18 protein-coding genes are annotated in these 17,245 nt (G+C 61.5%); 7 read left to right on the top strand and 11 right to left on the bottom strand.

Going from position 1 to position 17,245, the window contains the following annotated elements:
• Window positions 1-452: 452 nt before the first annotated feature.
• Window positions 453-1,538, top strand: coding sequence for a nitrogen regulation protein NR(II) (glnL, locus tag C5F71_RS14580; RefSeq protein ID WP_029295914.1), 1,086 nt, complete (start codon window positions 453-455; stop codon window positions 1,536-1,538).
• Entirely contained in the window at window positions 1,535-2,971 is a 1,437-nt protein-coding gene (ntrC, locus tag C5F71_RS14575) for a nitrogen regulation protein NR(I) (RefSeq protein ID WP_029295912.1), read from the top strand. The genes glnL and ntrC overlap by 4 nt, the downstream gene beginning before the upstream one ends.
• 426 nt (window positions 2,972-3,397) lie before the next feature.
• Here ntrC and C5F71_RS14565 read toward each other — a convergent pair whose 3' ends face one another.
• On the bottom strand, window positions 3,398-3,838 hold the full coding sequence (locus tag C5F71_RS14565; protein WP_029295911.1) for a hypothetical protein: 441 nt from the start codon (window positions 3,836-3,838) through the stop codon (window positions 3,398-3,400).
• On the opposite strand from C5F71_RS14565, the gene C5F71_RS14560 reads away from it, so the two are divergent.
• Window positions 3,837-4,292 carry a tRNA (cytidine(34)-2'-O)-methyltransferase gene (locus tag C5F71_RS14560; protein ID WP_029295910.1) on the top strand — a complete coding sequence of 152 codons (456 nt, stop codon included), beginning with the start codon at window positions 3,837-3,839 and terminating at the stop codon, window positions 4,290-4,292. The two genes, C5F71_RS14565 and C5F71_RS14560, sit on opposite strands and share 2 nt — an antisense overlap.
• Window positions 4,293-4,440: 148 nt before the next feature.
• Here C5F71_RS14560 and secB read toward each other — a convergent pair whose 3' ends face one another.
• The 3 genes from secB to C5F71_RS14545 are packed head-to-tail and all read right to left on the bottom strand — an operon-like array spanning window position 4,441 to window position 5,640.
• Window positions 4,441-4,926: a protein-export chaperone SecB gene (gene secB / locus C5F71_RS14555; protein ID WP_029295909.1), complete on the bottom strand. Its 486-nt coding sequence runs from the start codon at window positions 4,924-4,926 to the stop codon at window positions 4,441-4,443.
• A 44-nt stretch (window positions 4,927-4,970) separates the two neighbouring features.
• Window positions 4,971-5,225 (bottom strand): glutaredoxin 3, encoded by a 255-nt coding sequence (grxC, locus tag C5F71_RS14550; protein WP_092232813.1) that lies wholly within the window; start codon window positions 5,223-5,225, stop codon window positions 4,971-4,973.
• A gap of 1 nt (window position 5,226) precedes the next feature.
• Complete coding sequence (locus tag C5F71_RS14545) at window positions 5,227-5,640, bottom strand: rhodanese-like domain-containing protein (protein WP_029295907.1); 414 nt, start codon at window positions 5,638-5,640, stop codon at window positions 5,227-5,229.
• Window positions 5,641-5,791: 151 nt separating this feature from the next.
• Here C5F71_RS14545 and gpmI point away from each other — a divergent pair, with 151 nt between their 5' ends.
• From gpmI to C5F71_RS14525, 4 genes are all read left to right on the top strand, one after another.
• Window positions 5,792-7,318 carry a 2,3-bisphosphoglycerate-independent phosphoglycerate mutase gene (gene gpmI, locus C5F71_RS14540; protein ID WP_029295906.1) on the top strand — a complete coding sequence of 509 codons (1,527 nt, stop codon included), beginning with the start codon at window positions 5,792-5,794 and terminating at the stop codon, window positions 7,316-7,318.
• Window positions 7,319-7,576: 258 nt separating this feature from the next.
• Window positions 7,577-8,863 (top strand): murein hydrolase activator EnvC, encoded by a 1,287-nt coding sequence (locus tag C5F71_RS14535; protein ID WP_092232807.1) that lies wholly within the window; start codon window positions 7,577-7,579, stop codon window positions 8,861-8,863.
• Between the two features lie 30 nt (window positions 8,864-8,893).
• Window positions 8,894-10,201: a S41 family peptidase gene (locus tag C5F71_RS14530; protein ID WP_029295904.1), complete on the top strand. Its 1,308-nt coding sequence runs from the start codon at window positions 8,894-8,896 to the stop codon at window positions 10,199-10,201.
• Between the two features lies 1 nt (window position 10,202).
• Window positions 10,203-10,988: a divergent polysaccharide deacetylase family protein gene (locus C5F71_RS14525; protein ID WP_092232803.1), complete on the top strand. Its 786-nt coding sequence runs from the start codon at window positions 10,203-10,205 to the stop codon at window positions 10,986-10,988.
• Window positions 10,989-11,276: 288 nt separating this feature from the next.
• Here the strand turns inward: C5F71_RS14525 and C5F71_RS14520 are convergent, their stop codons facing one another.
• From C5F71_RS14520 to C5F71_RS14490, 7 genes are all read right to left on the bottom strand, one after another.
• Window positions 11,277-12,032, bottom strand: coding sequence for an ABC transporter substrate-binding protein (locus tag C5F71_RS14520; protein ID WP_104911389.1), 756 nt, complete (start codon window positions 12,030-12,032; stop codon window positions 11,277-11,279).
• A 66-nt stretch (window positions 12,033-12,098) separates the two neighbouring features.
• Complete coding sequence (gene hisF / locus C5F71_RS14515; protein WP_029295900.1) at window positions 12,099-12,869, bottom strand: imidazole glycerol phosphate synthase subunit HisF; 771 nt, start codon at window positions 12,867-12,869, stop codon at window positions 12,099-12,101.
• Window positions 12,870-12,878: 9 nt separating this feature from the next.
• Complete coding sequence (gene hisA / locus C5F71_RS14510) at window positions 12,879-13,616, bottom strand: 1-(5-phosphoribosyl)-5-[(5-phosphoribosylamino)methylideneamino]imidazole-4-carboxamide isomerase (RefSeq protein WP_029295899.1); 738 nt, start codon at window positions 13,614-13,616, stop codon at window positions 12,879-12,881.
• Between the two features lie 39 nt (window positions 13,617-13,655).
• Complete coding sequence (locus tag C5F71_RS14505) at window positions 13,656-13,913, bottom strand: DUF2164 domain-containing protein (RefSeq protein ID WP_029295898.1); 258 nt, start codon at window positions 13,911-13,913, stop codon at window positions 13,656-13,658.
• A complete protein-coding gene (gene hisH / locus C5F71_RS14500; RefSeq protein WP_029295897.1) occupies window positions 13,913-14,551 on the bottom strand; it encodes an imidazole glycerol phosphate synthase subunit HisH in 639 nt (212 codons plus the stop codon). The genes C5F71_RS14505 and hisH overlap by 1 nt, the downstream gene beginning before the upstream one ends.
• Window positions 14,551-15,144, bottom strand: coding sequence for an imidazoleglycerol-phosphate dehydratase HisB (gene hisB, locus C5F71_RS14495; protein ID WP_003218037.1), 594 nt, complete (start codon window positions 15,142-15,144; stop codon window positions 14,551-14,553). Before hisB ends, hisH begins: the two co-directional genes overlap by 1 nt.
• Before the next feature lie 270 nt (window positions 15,145-15,414).
• A complete protein-coding gene (locus C5F71_RS14490; protein WP_029295882.1) occupies window positions 15,415-17,076 on the bottom strand; it encodes an OFA family MFS transporter in 1,662 nt (553 codons plus the stop codon).
• Window positions 17,077-17,245: the final 169 nt, after the last annotated feature.

Here is a 17,245-nt window from a genome sequence, read left to right as displayed (position 1 = left end):
GCTGCTCAACGCGGCGTGACAAAAAGGCCTCCTTCGGGAGGTCTTTTTTTTGCCTGAAACAATGACTCTCCAACTTTTCAAACCCCGTCAAAACTGTGGGAGCTGGCTTGCCTGCGAGAGCGGTGGTTCAGTCAGTCGTGATGTGACAGATACACCGCTCTCGCAGGCAAGCCAGCTCCTACAGTTTGATTGGTGCTTCCAGGAAATAGTTGATCGCTGAACAGAATGCCGGGATTCGCACTATATTGGTGCGATAGGTTGCACCCATGCCCGCCGGCCAGCCCATTTTGGGTCGATATCTCCCGAGCAAGCTGGCAGAGCGCCATAGTTTCGCGCCTAAAGCCCCTATTTCAGGGCTTTTACGCTTCTTTTCGGAGCCTTGGTTTGGTTTTTGCATTTTCCTGGTATCAGCGTGAGCCTCAAGCCCACGCCTTGCTCCAAAAGAGGTCCTAATGACCATCAGCGACGCACTGCACCGCTTGCTACTCGACAACCTGACCACCGCGACCATCCTGCTCAATGCCGAACTGCGCCTTGAGTACATGAACCCCGCGGCGGAGATGCTCCTGGCCATCAGCGGCCAGCGCAGCCATGGGCAATTTATCAGCGAGCTGTTCACCGAGTCCGCCGAGGCCTTGAGTTCCTTGCGCCAGGCCGTGGAGCAGGCCCACCCGTTCACCAAGCGCGAAGCGATGCTCACGGCCCTCACCGGCCAGACCCTGACCGTCGACTACGCGGTAACACCGATCCTGAGCCACGGCGCCACCTTGCTGCTGCTGGAGGTGCATCCCCGCGATCGCCTGCTGCGCATCACCAAGGAAGAGGCGCAGTTGTCCAAGCAGGAAACCAGCAAGATGCTGGTACGCGGCCTGGCCCATGAGATCAAGAACCCCCTGGGCGGGATTCGCGGCGCCGCACAGTTGTTGGCCCGCGAGCTGCCGGATGAGCACCTCAAGGACTACACCAACGTCATCATCGAGGAAGCCGACCGCCTGCGAAACCTGGTGGACCGCATGCTGGGTTCCAACAAACTGCCGTCGCTGGCGATGACCAACGTGCATGAGGTGCTGGAGCGCGTCTGCCAGTTGGTGGAGGCCGAAAGCCAGGGCTGCATCACCCTGGTGCGCGACTATGACCCGAGCATCCCCGACGTATTGATCGACCGCGAGCAGATGATCCAGGCGGTGCTCAATATCGTGCGCAACGCCATGCAGGCCATCAGCAGCCAGAACGAGCTGCGCCTGGGCCGTATCAGCCTGCGCACCCGCGCCTTGCGCCAGTTCACCATTGGCCACGTACGCCATCGCCTGGTGACCAAGGTCGAGATCATCGACAACGGCCCGGGTATCCCGGCCGAACTGCAAGAAACCATTTTCTTCCCGATGGTCAGCGGCCGCCCGGACGGTACCGGGCTGGGCCTGGCCATTACCCAGAACATCATCAGCCAGCACCAGGGCCTGATCGAATGTGAAAGCCATCCCGGCCACACGACCTTTTCGATCTTTCTGCCACTGGAACAAGGAGCCCCATCGACATGAGCCGTAGTGAAACTGTCTGGATCGTCGATGACGACCGTTCCATCCGCTGGGTCCTGGAGAAAGCCTTGCAACAGGAAGGCATGACCACCCAGAGCTTCGACAGCGCCGACGGGGTGATGAGCCGCCTGGCGCGCCAGCAGCCCGATGTGATCATCTCCGACATCCGCATGCCCGGCGCCAGCGGCCTGGACTTGCTGGCGCGGATCCGCGAGCAGCACCCGCGCTTGCCGGTGATCATCATGACCGCGCACTCGGACCTGGACAGCGCTGTCGCGTCCTATCAAGGCGGCGCCTTTGAGTACCTGCCCAAGCCGTTCGACGTCGATGAGGCGGTGGCGCTGGTCAAGCGCGCCAACCAGCACGCCCAGGAGCAGCAAGGCCAGGCCGTGGAGCCGACCCTGACGCGCACCCCGGAAATCATCGGTGAAGCGCCGGCGATGCAGGAAGTGTTTCGCGCCATCGGGCGCTTGAGCCATTCCAACATCACCGTGCTGATCAACGGTGAGTCCGGCACCGGTAAAGAGCTGGTCGCCCATGCCCTGCACCGCCACAGCCCACGGGCTGCCTCACCGTTCATCGCGCTGAACATGGCGGCGATCCCCAAGGACTTGATGGAATCGGAGCTGTTCGGCCATGAGAAAGGCGCGTTTACCGGCGCCGCCAACCTGCGTCGCGGCCGGTTTGAACAGGCCGACGGCGGCACCCTGTTTCTCGATGAAATCGGCGATATGCCGGCCGACACCCAGACCCGACTGCTGCGGGTGCTGGCCGACGGTGAGTTCTATCGTGTCGGCGGCCATACGCCGGTCAAGGTCGATGTGCGGATCATCGCCGCGACCCACCAGAACCTGGAAACCCTGGTGCACGCCGGCAAGTTCCGGGAAGACTTGTTCCACCGCCTCAACGTGATCCGCATCCACATCCCACGGATGTCGGACCGCCGCGAAGACATCCCGACCCTGGCCCGCCACTTCCTCAGCCGCGCCGCCCAGGAGCTGGCGGTAGAGCCCAAGCTGCTGAAGACGGAAACCGAGGAATACCTGAAAAACCTGCCGTGGCCGGGCAACGTGCGCCAGCTGGAGAATACCTGCCGCTGGATCACGGTGATGGCGTCCGGGCGCGAAGTGCATATCAGCGACCTGCCGCCGGAGCTGTTGAGCCTGCCGCAGGATTCAGCGCCCGTGACCAACTGGGAACAGGCCCTGCGCCAATGGGCCGACCAGGCCTTGGCTCGCGGCCAGTCGAGCCTGCTGGACAGCGCCGTGCCGACCTTTGAGCGGATCATGATCGAGACGGCCCTCAAGCACACCGCTGGCCGCCGGCGTGACGCCGCCGTACTGCTGGGCTGGGGTCGTAACACCTTGACCCGCAAGATCAAGGAATTGGGGATGAAGGTGGATGGCGGGGATGATGATGAGGGTGAAGAGGGCTGAACACAGCCCTCCAGCACACGGATGACCTAATGTGGATGAGGGCTTGTGTGGGAGCTGGCTTGCCTGCGATTGCATCACCTCGGTATCTCTGAAAGACCGAGGTGCCCGCATCGCAGGCAAGCCAGCTCCCACATTTGTTTGGTGTGCACCGCTTCAACGCACCATGAACCGCTATCGCGCACGAACTCCAGGCCGCTTTCAAAAAACGCTGAACCCTGAAAACGCCAAAGCCCCGTAATCCGGGGCTTTGCGCTTTATAAAAGAATTTTCCTAGACAAATTCACCATTCTGGCACGCCCCCTGCAATACCTCTGGTACTACCCAGTTTCGGGGACCTTGGTACAGGCAGGCCGAGAATCCCCTCTTTAATTCGAGCTTCAAACCGTTTTGGGAGCCCTGGTACAGGCAGGCCGGGAACTCCCTCTTTTATTGCTCCAGGAGATGGATCTCCAGTCGCCAGCGGTCATCGACCGCCTTGCCCGACCATTCCCCGCGCAGCGGCCGTGCCGCCACCAGGTTCAACAGCAAGCCGCCATCGGTCTTGCGCACCCGCCAGTTCACATCCTTGTCATTGACCTTCAATTGCCCCGCCTGCGCATGGCCCTGGGCGTCGAACAGCAGCGCCACGGTGCCGTCGATATGCTCGCCGTGCAACTTCGGTTCGTTGTTGAACCACACCACCAGCCCATCGGTGGCGGGCTCGACCTGCAGCAAGGCCGTCGGGTCCGGGGTGGTCAGGCGACCGATCATCAAGCCCACCATCAGACCGACAATCGCCAGCGAACCCAGGACTCTGGGCAATAGCTGCGGCCTGGGGTCGTCTTCAGGGGTAGAATGCGCTGCATCTTTATCTTCGGAGCCGTGCATGTTTCACGTCATCCTTTTTCAACCAGAAATTCCGCCGAACACCGGCAACGTTATCAGGCTGTGCGCCAACAGTGGCTGCCACCTGCATTTGATCGAGCCGCTGGGCTTCGAGATGGACGACAAGCGCCTGCGTCGCGCCGGCCTGGACTATCACGAATACGCCACCCTGCAGCGTCACGCCGACCTCGCCAGTTGCCTGGAAAGCCTGGGCCATCCACGGCTGTTTGCGTTCACCACCAAAGGTTCGCGGCCGTTTCATGATGCCAGCTTTGCCGAGGGTGATGCCTTCCTGTTCGGCCCGGAAAGCCGTGGCCTGCCGGCAGACGTACTCGACGCCCTGCCCGATGGCCAGCGCTTGCGTTTGCCGATGCGTGAAGGCTGCCGCAGCCTGAACCTGTCCAACACCGTGGCCGTCGCCGTCTACGAAGGCTGGCGCCAGCTCGGTTTCAAGTAAACCCCTTTTCCCTGTAGGAGCGAGCTTGCTCGCGAAAACCAACAGGCGACGTGGGCTACCTGATAGCGCCGCGAGCAAGCTCGCTCCTACAGGCGTTAGCCGTGCATAAAAAAAGCGCCAGTGATGGCGCTTTTTATGCGTCGTCGACTTACTGAACCGTCGGCGCGCCTTCCTGTTGCATGCGCTGCAGCTCTTGCGCATACAGGGCATCGAAGTTCACCGGGGCCAGCATCAGCGCCGGGAACGAGCCACGGGTGACCAGGCTGTCCAGGGTCTCGCGGGCATACGGGAACAGGATGTTCGGGCAGAACGCACCCAGGGTGTGGCTCATGGACGCATCGTCCAGGCCCTGGATCAGGAAGATACCGGCCTGTTGCACTTCAGCGATGAAGGCCACTTCTTCACCGTTCTTCACGGTGACCGACAGGGTCAGCACGACTTCGTGGAAGTCGCCTTCCAGTTGCTTTTGACGGGTGTTCAGGTCCAGGCCGACGCTTGGAGTCCACTCCTGGCGGAAGATCGCCGGGCTTTTAGGGGCCTCGAACGACAAGTCACGCACGTAGATGCGCTGCAGGGAAAACTGTGGGCCTTGAGCCTCTTCTGCTGCCGCTTCGGTGTTCGGTTGGTCAGTCATCTCGCAGATCCTTCTTGATCTTGGGGTCTTTTAGGGTTTTGGAGTCAGACGTGAAGCAGCGCATCCAGTTTACCGGCGCGCTCCAGGGCGAACAGGTCGTCGCATCCACCGATATGCTGGGTACCGATCCAGATTTGCGGCACAGAGTTGCGCCCCGCCTTCTGGGCCATCTCGGCACGTACCTGGGGCTTGCCATCGACCTTGATCTCGTCGAAGGCAACCTTTTTGCTCTGGAGCAAATGCTTGGCTCGCGTGCAATAGGGGCAATAATCGCTGGAATAAACGACAACCTGGCTCATATCACTTCACCAACGGCAGGTTATCGGCGCGCCAGCTGGAGATACCACCCGACAGCTTGGCGGCGGTGAAACCGCTCTTCATCATTTCGCGGGCATGGCCACCGGAGTGCTGGCCCTGGGCGTCGACCAGGATAATGGTCTTGGCCTTGTGCTTTTCCAGTTCGGCGATGCGGGCGATCAGCTTGTCCTGGGGAATATTCAGCGCGCCAACGATATGGCCGGCGGCAAAGTCCTTGGCCGGACGGATGTCGACGACAACGGCCTGGTCCTTGTTGACCAGCGCGGTCAGCTCGGCGGTGCTGAGGCTACGGCCGCCACGGCTAACTTCATGAGCAATCAGCAGCGCCAGCAGTACGACGAAGGCACCGACCAGCAGATAGTGAGAGGTAGCAAATGCAATCAGGTGATCAACCATCAAGGAGGTTCCAGGGCGTTAAAATGGCGGTAAGTATACACAGCCGCCATGGGGGGCCAACCCCCGTAAAGCGGTGACGGCATCGGAACTTCGCTTTAAACTGCCACTCCCTTTTCAATCGCCTTCCTTTAATACCGCCGCGAGAGGATCTATGACTACCACGCCTAAACCTTTGGTCCTGATGATTCTCGATGGCTTCGGTCACAGTGAAAACCACCACGACAACGCCGTATTCGCGGCGAACAAGCCCGTGCTGGACCGCCTCTGCGCCAGCGTACCCAATGGCCTGATCTCCGGATCGGGCATGGACGTCGGCCTGCCGGACGGCCAGATGGGCAACTCTGAAGTCGGCCATATGAACCTTGGCGCCGGACGAGTGGTATATCAGGACTTCACTCGCGTGACCAAAGCCATCCGCGATGGCGAGTTCTTCGAGAACCCGACCATCTGCGCCGCGGTGGATAAAGCCGTCGCCGCCGGCAAAGCCGTGCATTTCATGGGCCTGCTGTCTGACGGTGGCGTGCACAGCCACCAGGACCACCTGGTGGCCATGGCCGAACTGGCCTACAAGCGTGGCGCCGAGAAGATCTACCTGCACGCCTTCCTCGATGGCCGCGACACCCCGCCCAAAAGCGCGCAGTCGTCCATCGAGCTGCTGGACGCCGCCTTCGCCGCCCTCGGCAAGGGCCGCATCGCCAGCCTGGTCGGCCGCTATTTCGCCATGGACCGCGACAACCGCTGGGATCGCGTGTCCCAGGCCTACAACCTGATCGTCGACGGCAACGCCCAATTCAACGCGGCTACCGCCCAGCAAGGCCTGGAAGCGGCCTACGCTCGCGGCGAGAGCGATGAGTTCGTCAAGGCCACCACCATCGGCGAGCCAGTGAAGGTCGAAGATGGCGACGCCGTGGTGTTCATGAACTTTCGCGCCGACCGTGCCCGCGAACTGAGCCATGTGTTCGTCGATGACGGTTTCAAAGACTTCGAGCGGGCGCGCCAGCCGAAAGTCGAGTTCGTGATGCTGACCCAATACGCCGCCAACATCCCGGCCCCGTCGGCTTTCGCGCCGGGCAGCCTGGAAAACGTGCTGGGTGATTACCTCGCCAAAAACGGCAAGACCCAACTGCGCATTGCCGAAACCGAGAAATACGCCCACGTCACCTTCTTCTTCTCCGGCGGTCGCGAAGAACCGTTCCCCGGCGAAGAGCGCATCCTGATCCCGTCGCCCAAAGTCGCCACCTACGACCTACAGCCCGAGATGAGCGCGCCGGAAGTCACCGACAAGATCGTCGATGCCATCGAACACCAGCGCTATGACGTGATCGTGGTCAACTACGCCAACGGCGACATGGTCGGCCACAGCGGCAACCTGCAAGCGGCGGTCAAGGCCGTGGAATGCCTGGACTTGTGCGTGGGCCGTATCGTCGACGCCCTGGAGAAGGTCGGCGGCGAAGCGCTGATCACCGCCGACCATGGCAACTGCGAACAGATGTCCGACGAATCCACCGGCCAGGCCCATACCGCCCACACCACCGAGCCGGTGCCGTTCATTTATGTCGGCAAGCGCGACTTCAAGGTGCGCGAAGGCGGCGTGCTGGCAGACGTGGCGCCGACCATGCTCATGCTGATGGGGCTCGAGAAGCCTGTCGAAATGACCGGTACGTCGATCCTGGTCTAATTTTCAAACCCACCACCAAACAATGTGGGAGCGGGCTTGCCCGCGATAGCGGCGGATCAGTCGACATTTCCATGGCTGACACAACGCAATCGCGGGCAAGCCCGCTCCCACATGGGTAGGTGGCGTTTTTGAAGATGGCTTTTAGCCACACCCGCGCCACTGGGCGCCTAACTTGCCCGCCAGCCCGAATTGGACGTTTTTTTTGCCGCGTGGGCCGGGCATACTAGGCCGTCCCTTTCCCTGGTGTCGCCCGCCTCTATGCTTCGCGCCTTGATTACCCTCGCTCTTGTCTGCGTGCTCCAACCGGCTATGGCCGACGAGCGTGCGCAAACCCAACAACAGTTGGACGCTACGCGTCAGGACATTACCGAGCTGAAGAAACTGCTCGGCAAGCTCCAGGAAGAAAAATCCGGGGTGCAGAAAGACCTGCGCGGCACGGAAACCGAAATGGGCAAGCTGGAGAAGCAGGTCCAGGAGCTGCAAAAAGAACTAAAGAAGAGCGAGTCGGAACTGGAGCGGCTCGACGGTGAGAAAAAAAAACTCCAGAGCGCGCGCGTTGAACAGCAACGCCTGATCGCAATCCAGGCCCGTGCCGCCTACCAGAACGGCCGCCAGGAATACCTCAAGCTGCTGCTCAACCAGCAGAACCCGGAAAAATTCGCCCGCACCCTCACCTACTACGACTACCTGAGCACCGCGCGCCTGGAGCAACTCAAGAGCTTCAACGAGACCCTGCGCCAATTGGCCAATGTCGAGCAGGAAATCGCCGACCAACAAAGCCAACTTCTGGCCCAGAAAAGCAGCCTCGACAGCCAGCGCGACGAGCTGGACAAGGTGCGCAAAGAACGCCAGCAGGCCCTCGCCAAGCTCAACAGCGACGTAAAAGCCCGGGATGCCAAGCTGCAGGCGCGTCAGCAAGACCAGGCCGACCTGGCCAAAGTACTGAAAACCATCGAGGAAACCCTGGCTCGCCAGGCCCGCGAGGCCGAAGAAGCGCGACAAAAAGCGCTGATCGCCCAGCAGGAAGCAGAAAAAAAGCGCCAGCGTGACGCCGCGGCGCTCGCCACCGACGCCCCGCGCAAACCGGCGCGTGCAGCGCCTGGCCCACTGGTTTCCAGCGCCGGCGAATCGTTTGGCGGGCCTTTTGCTACTGCCCGAGGCAAACTTCCATGGCCAGTTGATGGTCGACTACTGGCACGCTTTGGTGAAACCCGTGGCGATGACACCCGCACCAAGTGGGACGGCGTGATGATCAGCGCCTCTGCGGGCAGCCAGGTACACGCCGTCCACGGTGGGCGCGTGGTGTTCGCCGATTGGCTGCGCGGCGCTGGTTTGCTGGTGATTCTTGACCACGGCAATGGCTATTTGAGCTTATATGGCCACAATCAAACGTTGCTCAAGGCCGCAGGTGATGTTGTAAAAGCCGGTGAATCCATCTCCACTGTCGGTAACAGTGGCGGCCAGGACACCCCGGCGCTGTACTTCGCTATTCGTCAGCAGGGCCGCCCAAGCGACCCTGCACAATGGTGTCGCGCCCAAGGATAGGGCCGCATCTACATTAGGAGTTCGTTCGACATGCTGCATTTGTCCCGCCTCACTTCGCTGGCCCTGACGATCGCCCTGGTGATCGGCGCGCCTATGGCATTCGCCGACCAGACCGCCCCGTCAGCCACGGCCGCGACCACCAAGGCGCCGCTGCCGCTGGACGAATTGCGCACCTTTGCCGAGGTCATGGACCGGATCAAGGCAGCCTATGTCGAACCCGTGGACGACAAGACCCTGCTGGAAAACGCCATCAAAGGCATGCTCAGCAACCTCGACCCGCACTCTGCCTACCTGGGCCCGGAAGATTTCGCCGAGCTGCAGGAAAGCACCAGCGGCGAATTCGGCGGCCTCGGCATAGAAGTGGGCGCCGAAGACGGCATCATCAAGGTGGTGTCGCCCATCGACGATACCCCGGCGTCCAAGGCCGGCATCCAGGCTGGCGACCTGATCGTCAAGATCAACGGCCAGCCGACCCGCGGCCAGACCATGACCGAAGCCGTCGACAAGATGCGCGGCAAGGTCGGTCAGAAAATCACCCTGACCCTGGTGCGCGACGGTGGCAACCCGTTTGACGTGACCCTGACCCGCGCCACCATCGTGGTCAAGAGCGTGAAGAGCCAGTTGCTGGAGTCGGGCTACGGCTACATCCGCATCACCCAATTCCAGGTCAAGACCGGCGACGAAGTGGCCAAGGCCCTGGCCAAGCTGCGCAAAGACAACGGCAAGAAGCTCAACGGCATCGTCCTCGACCTGCGCAACAACCCCGGCGGCGTGCTGCAATCGGCGGTGGAAGTGGTCGACCATTTCATCACCAAGGGCCTGATCGTCTACACCAAGGGCCGCATCGCCAACTCCGAACTGCGCTTCTCGGCCACCGGCAAGGACCTCAGCGAAAACGTCCCGCTGGCGGTGCTGATCAACGGCGGCAGCGCCTCGGCCTCGGAAATCGTCGCCGGCGCCCTGCAAGACCAGAAACGCGGGGTGCTGATGGGCACCACCAGCTTTGGCAAGGGTTCGGTGCAAACCGTGCTGCCGCTGAACAACGAGCGTGCGCTGAAGATCACCACGGCGTTGTACTACACGCCTAATGGTCGCTCGATCCAGGCCCAGGGCATCGTGCCGGATATCGAGGTTCGCCGGGCCAAGATCACCAACGAGAGCGAAAACGAGTACTTCAAGGAAGCTGACCTGCAAGGTCACCTGGGCAATGGCAATGGCGGTGCCGACCAGCCAACCGGCAGCGGCACGAAAGCCAAGCCGATGCCACAGGACGATGATTACCAACTGGCCCAGGCGTTGAGCCTACTCAAGGGCCTGAGCATTACGCGCAGCCGTTGATATGCGTGTTGCCCTGATCATCGCCCTGCTCTGCAGCCTGGCAGGAGTCGCCCATGCGGCCCCTGCCCAGAAGCCCCACAAAGCCTACCTGACCCTGATCATCGACGACCTTGGGCAGAACCTGCCCCGGGATCGTCGCGTGCTGGCCCTGCCCGGCCCGGTGACGGCGGCGATCATGCCCGACACCCCCCACGCCGCCGAATTCGCGCGCGAGGCCCATCGCGCCGGCAAGATCGTGATCCTGCATATGCCCATGGACCCGGCCACCGGCCCGTTCGCCTGGCACCCCGAGTTGCCTGTCGAAGAACTGGGCAAGCGTTTGGATGCGGCGTTCAACGCCGTGCCCTACACCGCCGGCCTCAACAACCATATGGGCAGCCGCATGACCGCGCAGCCTGCGGCCATGACCTGGCTGATGGGTGAATTGCAACGTCGCCACAAGTTTTTCGTCGACAGCCGCACCAGCGCGCAGACCGTGGCCGCCGCCGAGGCACAAAAAATCGGCCTGGCTCATGTCTCGCGGGATGTTTTCCTTGATGACGAACGCACCGAAGCCGCTATCACCACGCAGTTGCAGACCGCTATCAAGCTGGCCCACAAACAGGGCTCGGCCGTGATGATCGGCCATCCTTATCCACAGACCCTGGCGGTACTGGAGCGCGAGTTGCCCAAGCTCAAGGCCCAGGGCATCGAGTGGATTGATATCAAGTTGATGATCAGCGTGCGCAGCAACCAGGCCATGGCCGGACATGGCAAAAATGGCACCTACCTTCCTGCGTCTAGATAACTATCACTTTAAGTATGCTCAGTCCTGCCGCCAGCGGCAGTCACGGGCGAAGCCTACTTTTCGCCTGGAACCTTTATCAGCCATGCCAGCCTTGATAAGCCCTCAGAACAGACCAAAGTCTATTCATTGCGGGTAAAAATTCCTTTTGAGGAAAAGGCGCTTACCCCGTCGTCGCCTGTGCTGCCCAGCAATCTACAACCGACATCACGTTCATCAACGGCGACAAAGTGCACTGGAGTGAGTACCCCCAGACAGAGCCAGAAATGTCCTGCCCGCCGGCTCCCCCCACTAGAGATACCGCCCCATGATCTCGCTCACCACGCCCTCTTCACGCAGCTGATCCAGCGCGGCTTGCAGTTTGGCGACGGTTTCGTCCGGGACGTTTTTGTTCAGGGCCAGGTACAACTGGGCACTGTTGAACCGCAGCACGGTCTTGAGCCCGGTTATCCCGACTTGCCGCGCCAGGTAGCGGCCGGCGGGATCGCCGGTGGCCCAGAGGTCGATCTGGCCATCCAGCAGTTTTTGCGCATTGTCCTGGTCGCGGAGCACGACCTGCGGTGTGAGGCCTTGTTTTTCCAGGCTCAGGGCAATCGCGTCACCTTTGTAGGCACCCACCTTGTAGCGCCGGGCCTGCTCAAGGTCGGTCAACTGGATGTTGCTGTCGGCGTTGGCCAGCAGCACCCAATCGTCCGGGCCGATGGGGCCGACCCACTTGAACAGGGCTTCGCGGTCCGGCAGGCGCGCCATGACGAATACCCCGTAGCCAGGTTGCTCCAGGGCGAGTTTGTAGATCCGTTCCCAGGGGAAACGCAGCGTCAGGTTGTAGGAAACGCCAGCGCGCTTGAAGGTTTCGCGCACGATGTCCACGGCGATGCCTTCGACGTTCTCGTCCTTGGCGAAGTTCTTGCCGTTTTTCGCCATGTTGTAGGGCGGAAAATTCTCCGTCAGCAGCACCAGCGAATCAGCAGAGGGCTCGGCAGCATTGGCCGAGCCTGCCAAAAGAATGGAAGAGCTGGCGAGGGCAAGAAGCAGGTCTTTGAGCATGTAGAATTACCGGAATCCATGGCAGGCCCCAGAGTGCCGCGAGCCTGTCATGGTGTCCAGTGGCGTTTAGCGTACGACGATGCCGCGCGCCGCCATGTAGGCCTTGGCCTCGGGCACGGTGTATTCGCCAAAGTGGAAAATACTCGCCGCCAGCACCGCACTGGCGTGGCCTTCGATGACGCCGTCGGCCAGGTGTTGCAGGTTGCCCACACCACCGGAAGCGATCACCGGGATGCCCAGCGCATCGCTGATGGCGCGGGTCACGCCCAGGTCGAAGCCGTTTTTCATGCCGTCCTGGTCCATGCTGGTCAGCAGGATTTCACCGGCGCCCAGGCCTTCCATCTTCATTGCCCACTGCACCGCATCCAGGCCGGTAGGCTTGCGCCCGCCATGGGTGAAGATCTCCCAGCGCGGAGGTTCACCCGGCCCGGAGACTTTCTTGGCGTCGATGGCGACCACGATGCATTGCGAACCGAAATGCTGCGCGGCTTCGCCGACAAATTCCGGATTGAACACCGCGGCAGTGTTGATCGAGACCTTGTCCGCACCGGCGTTGAGCAGGTTGCGGATGTCTTGCACGGTGCGTACGCCACCGCCCACGGTCAGCGGGATAAACACCTGGCTGGCCATGCGCTCGACGGTATGCAGCGTGGTATCGCGGCCATCGACGCTGGCGGTGATGTCGAGAAAGGTAATTTCGTCGGCACCCTGCTCATCGTAGCGACGGGCAATTTCCACCGGGTCGCCGGCGTCACGGATGTTCTCGAACTTGACGCCCTTGACCACCCGACCGTTGTCGACGTCCAGGCAAGGGATGATGCGTTTGGCCAGCGCCATGGTCAGTCCTCAGCCGTTGTAGGCATCGCAGTAGGCCTGGGCCTCGGCGACGTCCAGGGTGCCTTCATAGATCGCACGGCCGGTGATCGCGCCGATGATCCCAGGAGCCTTGGCGTCCAGCAGCGACTTGATGTCGCCCAGGTTGTGGATACCACCGGAGGCGATTACCGGGATCTTGGTGGCGGCCGCCAGCGCAGCGGTGAACGGTACGTTGCAGCCCTGCATCATGCCGTCTTTGGCAATGTCGGTGTAAACGATGGCGGACACGCCGTCTGCCTCGAACTGCTTGGCCAGGTCGATCACCTGAATGGTGCTGATCTCAGCCCAGCCGTCGGTGGCGACGAAGCCATCCTTGGCGTCCAGGCCCACGATGACCTTGCCCGGGAATGCACGGCAGGCCTCGGCGACGAAGGCCGGGTCTTTCACGGCCTTGGTGCCGATGATCACGTAGCTCACGCCCGCCTTGACGTAGTGCTCGATGGTTTCCAGGGAGCGGATACCGCCACCGATCTGGATCGGTAGGTTCGGGTAGCGCTTGGCAATGGCAGTAACCACTTCGCCATTGACCGGCTGGCCTTCGAAGGCGCCGTTCAAGTCCACCAGATGCAGACGGCGGCAGCCACCCTCCACCCACTTGGCAGCCATGCTGACCGGGTCATCGGAAAACACCGTGGAATCTTCCATGCGGCCCTGGCGCAGACGTACGCAAGCGCCGTCCTTGAGATCGATAGCGGGGATAATCAGCATCTGGCAAACCTTATTCGATATTCAGCATTGCTCGAAGAATCAGGGTTTTTCGAGCGCCCACAAGTCGCTTTCGATGCTTTCGAACCTTTCTTTAAGGTGCGTCTGCACATCGAAAATCGCCCTGTTGTAATAGTGCGGAGCAATTTCAGTGGTGAACAGTTCGAGGATCTCAGCCACCTCGAACGACCCGAGCCTGAGCTCGAAGCGGTCTTCCATGAAACGCTTGATCTTGTCGGTCGCCTCACTCTCCTGCTGGGGAGTGAGATTGAGGATCGGCGGCTTGATCTTCTTGGCCATTACCAACGCCCGTCCCAACTGGCGAAGTTCTGCAGCAACTGCAGGCCATGGGTATGGCTCTTCTCCGGGTGGAACTGCACGGCGAAGCGCGAGCCTTCGGCCAGCGCGGCGGCGAAATCGACGCCATAGTGCCCGCCACCCACCACCTGGCGCGGGTTACCGGCGGCGATGTAGTAGCTGTGCACGAAGTAGAAACGCGCCATGTCCGGGATGTCATGCCACAGCGGGTGGTCGACGGTGCGGCGCACTTCGTTCCAGCCCATGTGCGGGACTTTCAAGTGTTCGCCGTCTTCATGCAGGTCCTTGCCGAAGAACTTCACATCCCCCGGGAACAGGCCGATGCAGTCGACGCCGCCGTTTTCTTCACTGCGCTCGAGCAAGGCTTGCATGCCCACGCAGATCCCGAGGAACGGCCGGTCCTGGCTGACTTCGCGCACCAGGCTGTCAAAGCCCAGGCGACGGATTTCAGCCATGCAATCGCGAATCGCGCCAACACCGGGAAACACTACCCGGTCGGCTTCGCGGATCACCTTGGCATCGCTGGTGATCAGCACCTTGCCGGCACCTACGTGTTCGAGGGCCTTGGCCACCGAGTGCAGGTTACCCATGCCGTAGTCGATAACCGCGACCGTCTGCATTACAAAACGCCCTTGGTCGAAGGCATTTGCCCGGCCATGCGGTCATCGAGCTCCACGGCCATGCGCAGGGCGCGACCGAAAGCCTTGAACACGGTTTCGATCTGGTGGTGGGTGTTGGTGCCACGCAGGTTGTCGATGTGCAGGCTCACCAGGGCATGGTTGACGAAGCCCTGGAAGAACTCCTGGAACAGGTCCACGTCAAAGCCGCCGACGGTGGCGCGGGTATACGGCACGTGCATCTGCAGGCCTGGGCGGCCGGAGAAGTCGATGACCACACGCGACAGTGCCTCGTCCAGCGGGACATAGGCGTGGCCGTAACGACGGATGCCTTTTTTGTCGCCGATGGCCTTGGCAAACGCCTGGCCGAGGGTGATACCGACATCCTCCACGGTGTGGTGGTCGTCGATATGCAGGTCGCCCTTGCTGACGATATCCAGGTCGATCAGCCCATGACGGGCGATTTGATCCAGCATGTGCTCAAGAAAAGGGACACCGATATCAAATCGGGCCTTTCCGGTGCCATCCAGGTTGATCGAGGCTTTGATCTGGGTTTCCAGAGTGTCGCGCTCGACGGACGCCTTACGTTCGGCCATCACCAGCTCCGCAAAATCATTGGGCGAAAAAGGTGGCCATTATAGGGGGTGTGGGCGCTAAACAGAAACATCGGAGGGGATAAGACTGACGGCCTGTCGGGCATAGACATGTCAGTACAAGTGCGGGAGCGTGCTTGTGCGGGAGCGTGCTTGTGTGGGAGCTGGCTTGCCTGCGATGCAGACGCCTGACTACTACAGATACACCGAGCGGGTTCTATCGCGGGCAAGCCCGGCTCCCACAGGAACCGGGCCCACACGGGTTATGCGGTGTTAGTGGAACAGCACTGCAGTCTTCTGCAACGTCACCCACACGCCCCACGCCAGCGGAATACCTACCACCAGCCAGGCCGCAATGGCCAATGGCACGGTGCCGGAAGCGGCTTTCCATTCCAGGGACGTGGTCGCATCGGCGCCCTTGTCATGGCCCAGCGCCTGTTCGGCAGCCAGTTCGGCGTCGGTCATGAAGTACTTGTCGGCCACCGGGCGTACCAACAGGTTGCAGATAAAGCCCAGTACCAGCAGGCCGGCGAGGATGTACAAGGTGATGTCATAGGCCGCAGCGCGCTCGACGCCGATGCTCAATTGATATTCACGCAGGTAGTTCACCAACACCGGGCCCAGCACGCCGGCCGCCGCCCAGGCGGTGAGCAGGCGACCATGGATTGCACCGACCATTTGCGTACCGAACAGGTCCGCCAGGTAGGCCGGTACGGTCGCGAAGCCGCCGCCGTACATCGACAGGATGATGCAGAACGCCGCCACGAACAGCGAGACGTTGCCCAGGTGGCCGAGGTTCGGGATCAGCGCGTACAGGGCAAAGCCCAGGGCGAAGAACACGAAGTAGGTGTTCTTGCGGCCCAGGTAGTCGGAGAACGACGCCCAGAAGAACCGCCCACCAATGTTGAACAGGCTCAACAACCCGGTGAACCCCGCCGCAATGGCGGCGATGGAGGCCAGTTGACCCGCATCCAGTTGGCCAAACGGCACATCCACGCCCAGCAACTTGCCGCCGAACACTTCCTGCAACAGCGGCGACGCCATGCCCAGGATGCCGATACCGGCCGATACGTTCAGGCACAGCACCAGCCAGACCAGGCGGAATTGCGGGGTTTTCCACGCCACGTTCACGTGGACGTGACGGTGGGTGATCATCGCATTACTGGCTTTTTTCGCCGGCGCGGTCCAGCCCTCAGGCTTCCAGCCGGTCGGCGGGACACGGTAGGACAAGGCGCCGCCGATCATGAACACGAAGTAGATCGCGGCCATGACCAAAAAGCTCTGCCACACGCCCACGCCGGTCGGCGACGCAAAGTGGCCCATCAACGCTGCAGCCAGGGGCGCACCGACCATCGCACCACCGCCAAAGCCCATGATCGCCATGCCGGTCGCCATGCCGCGCTTGTCCGGGAACCACTTGATCAGGGTCGACACCGGCGAGATATAGCCCAGGCCCAGGCCAATACCACCAATCACCCCCGAACCGAGCCACATCAGCCAGATCTGGTGGGTATAAATCCCCAGCGCCGAGATCAGCAGGCCACCGCACCAGCACAGTGCCGAGACCACACCGGCCTTGCGCGGCCCGGCGTGTTCCAGCCAGCCGCCCCAGATCGCTGCCGAGCAGCCCAGGAAGATGAAGAACAGTGTGTAGATCCAGCCCAGCATGGAGATCGGCCAGTCGCAGGACGACGAGAAGATCTGCGCGATAAAGCTCATGTCCGGTGCACAGGCCACCGGTGCGGTCACGCCCAGCGCCTTGGACAATGGCAGCCAGAACACCGAGAAGCCGTAGGCCATGCCGATGCACAAGTGGATGGCCAGGGCGGCCGGCGGAACCAGCCAGCGGTTGAAACCGGGCTTGGCTATGATGCGTTCCTTGGACAGGAACGCAGGCTGCGCAGCAGAATTGCCGGCCGCAGTGCTAGTGTTCATTGGTGTTTCCCCCAGTTGTTGGTCTGTGTTCGCCAGGCGCTCTCCTCCTCGGCCTTTGCACGCAATGCGTGGCCGTTTTGTCGAGTGAAGCTCCCTGTAAGCGCGACGTTTCGTCGCAGAAGGCGGGCGAACGGGCAAAGATTAGCATCTGGCGCAGCGAGAGAAACCA

Origin of the sequence: Pseudomonas sp. LG1D9 (assembly GCF_002949995.1) — a bacterium.
Lineage (GTDB): Bacteria > Pseudomonadota > Gammaproteobacteria > Pseudomonadales > Pseudomonadaceae > Aquipseudomonas > Aquipseudomonas proteolytica.
This window is presented reverse-complemented; position numbering and strand designations above follow the sequence as displayed.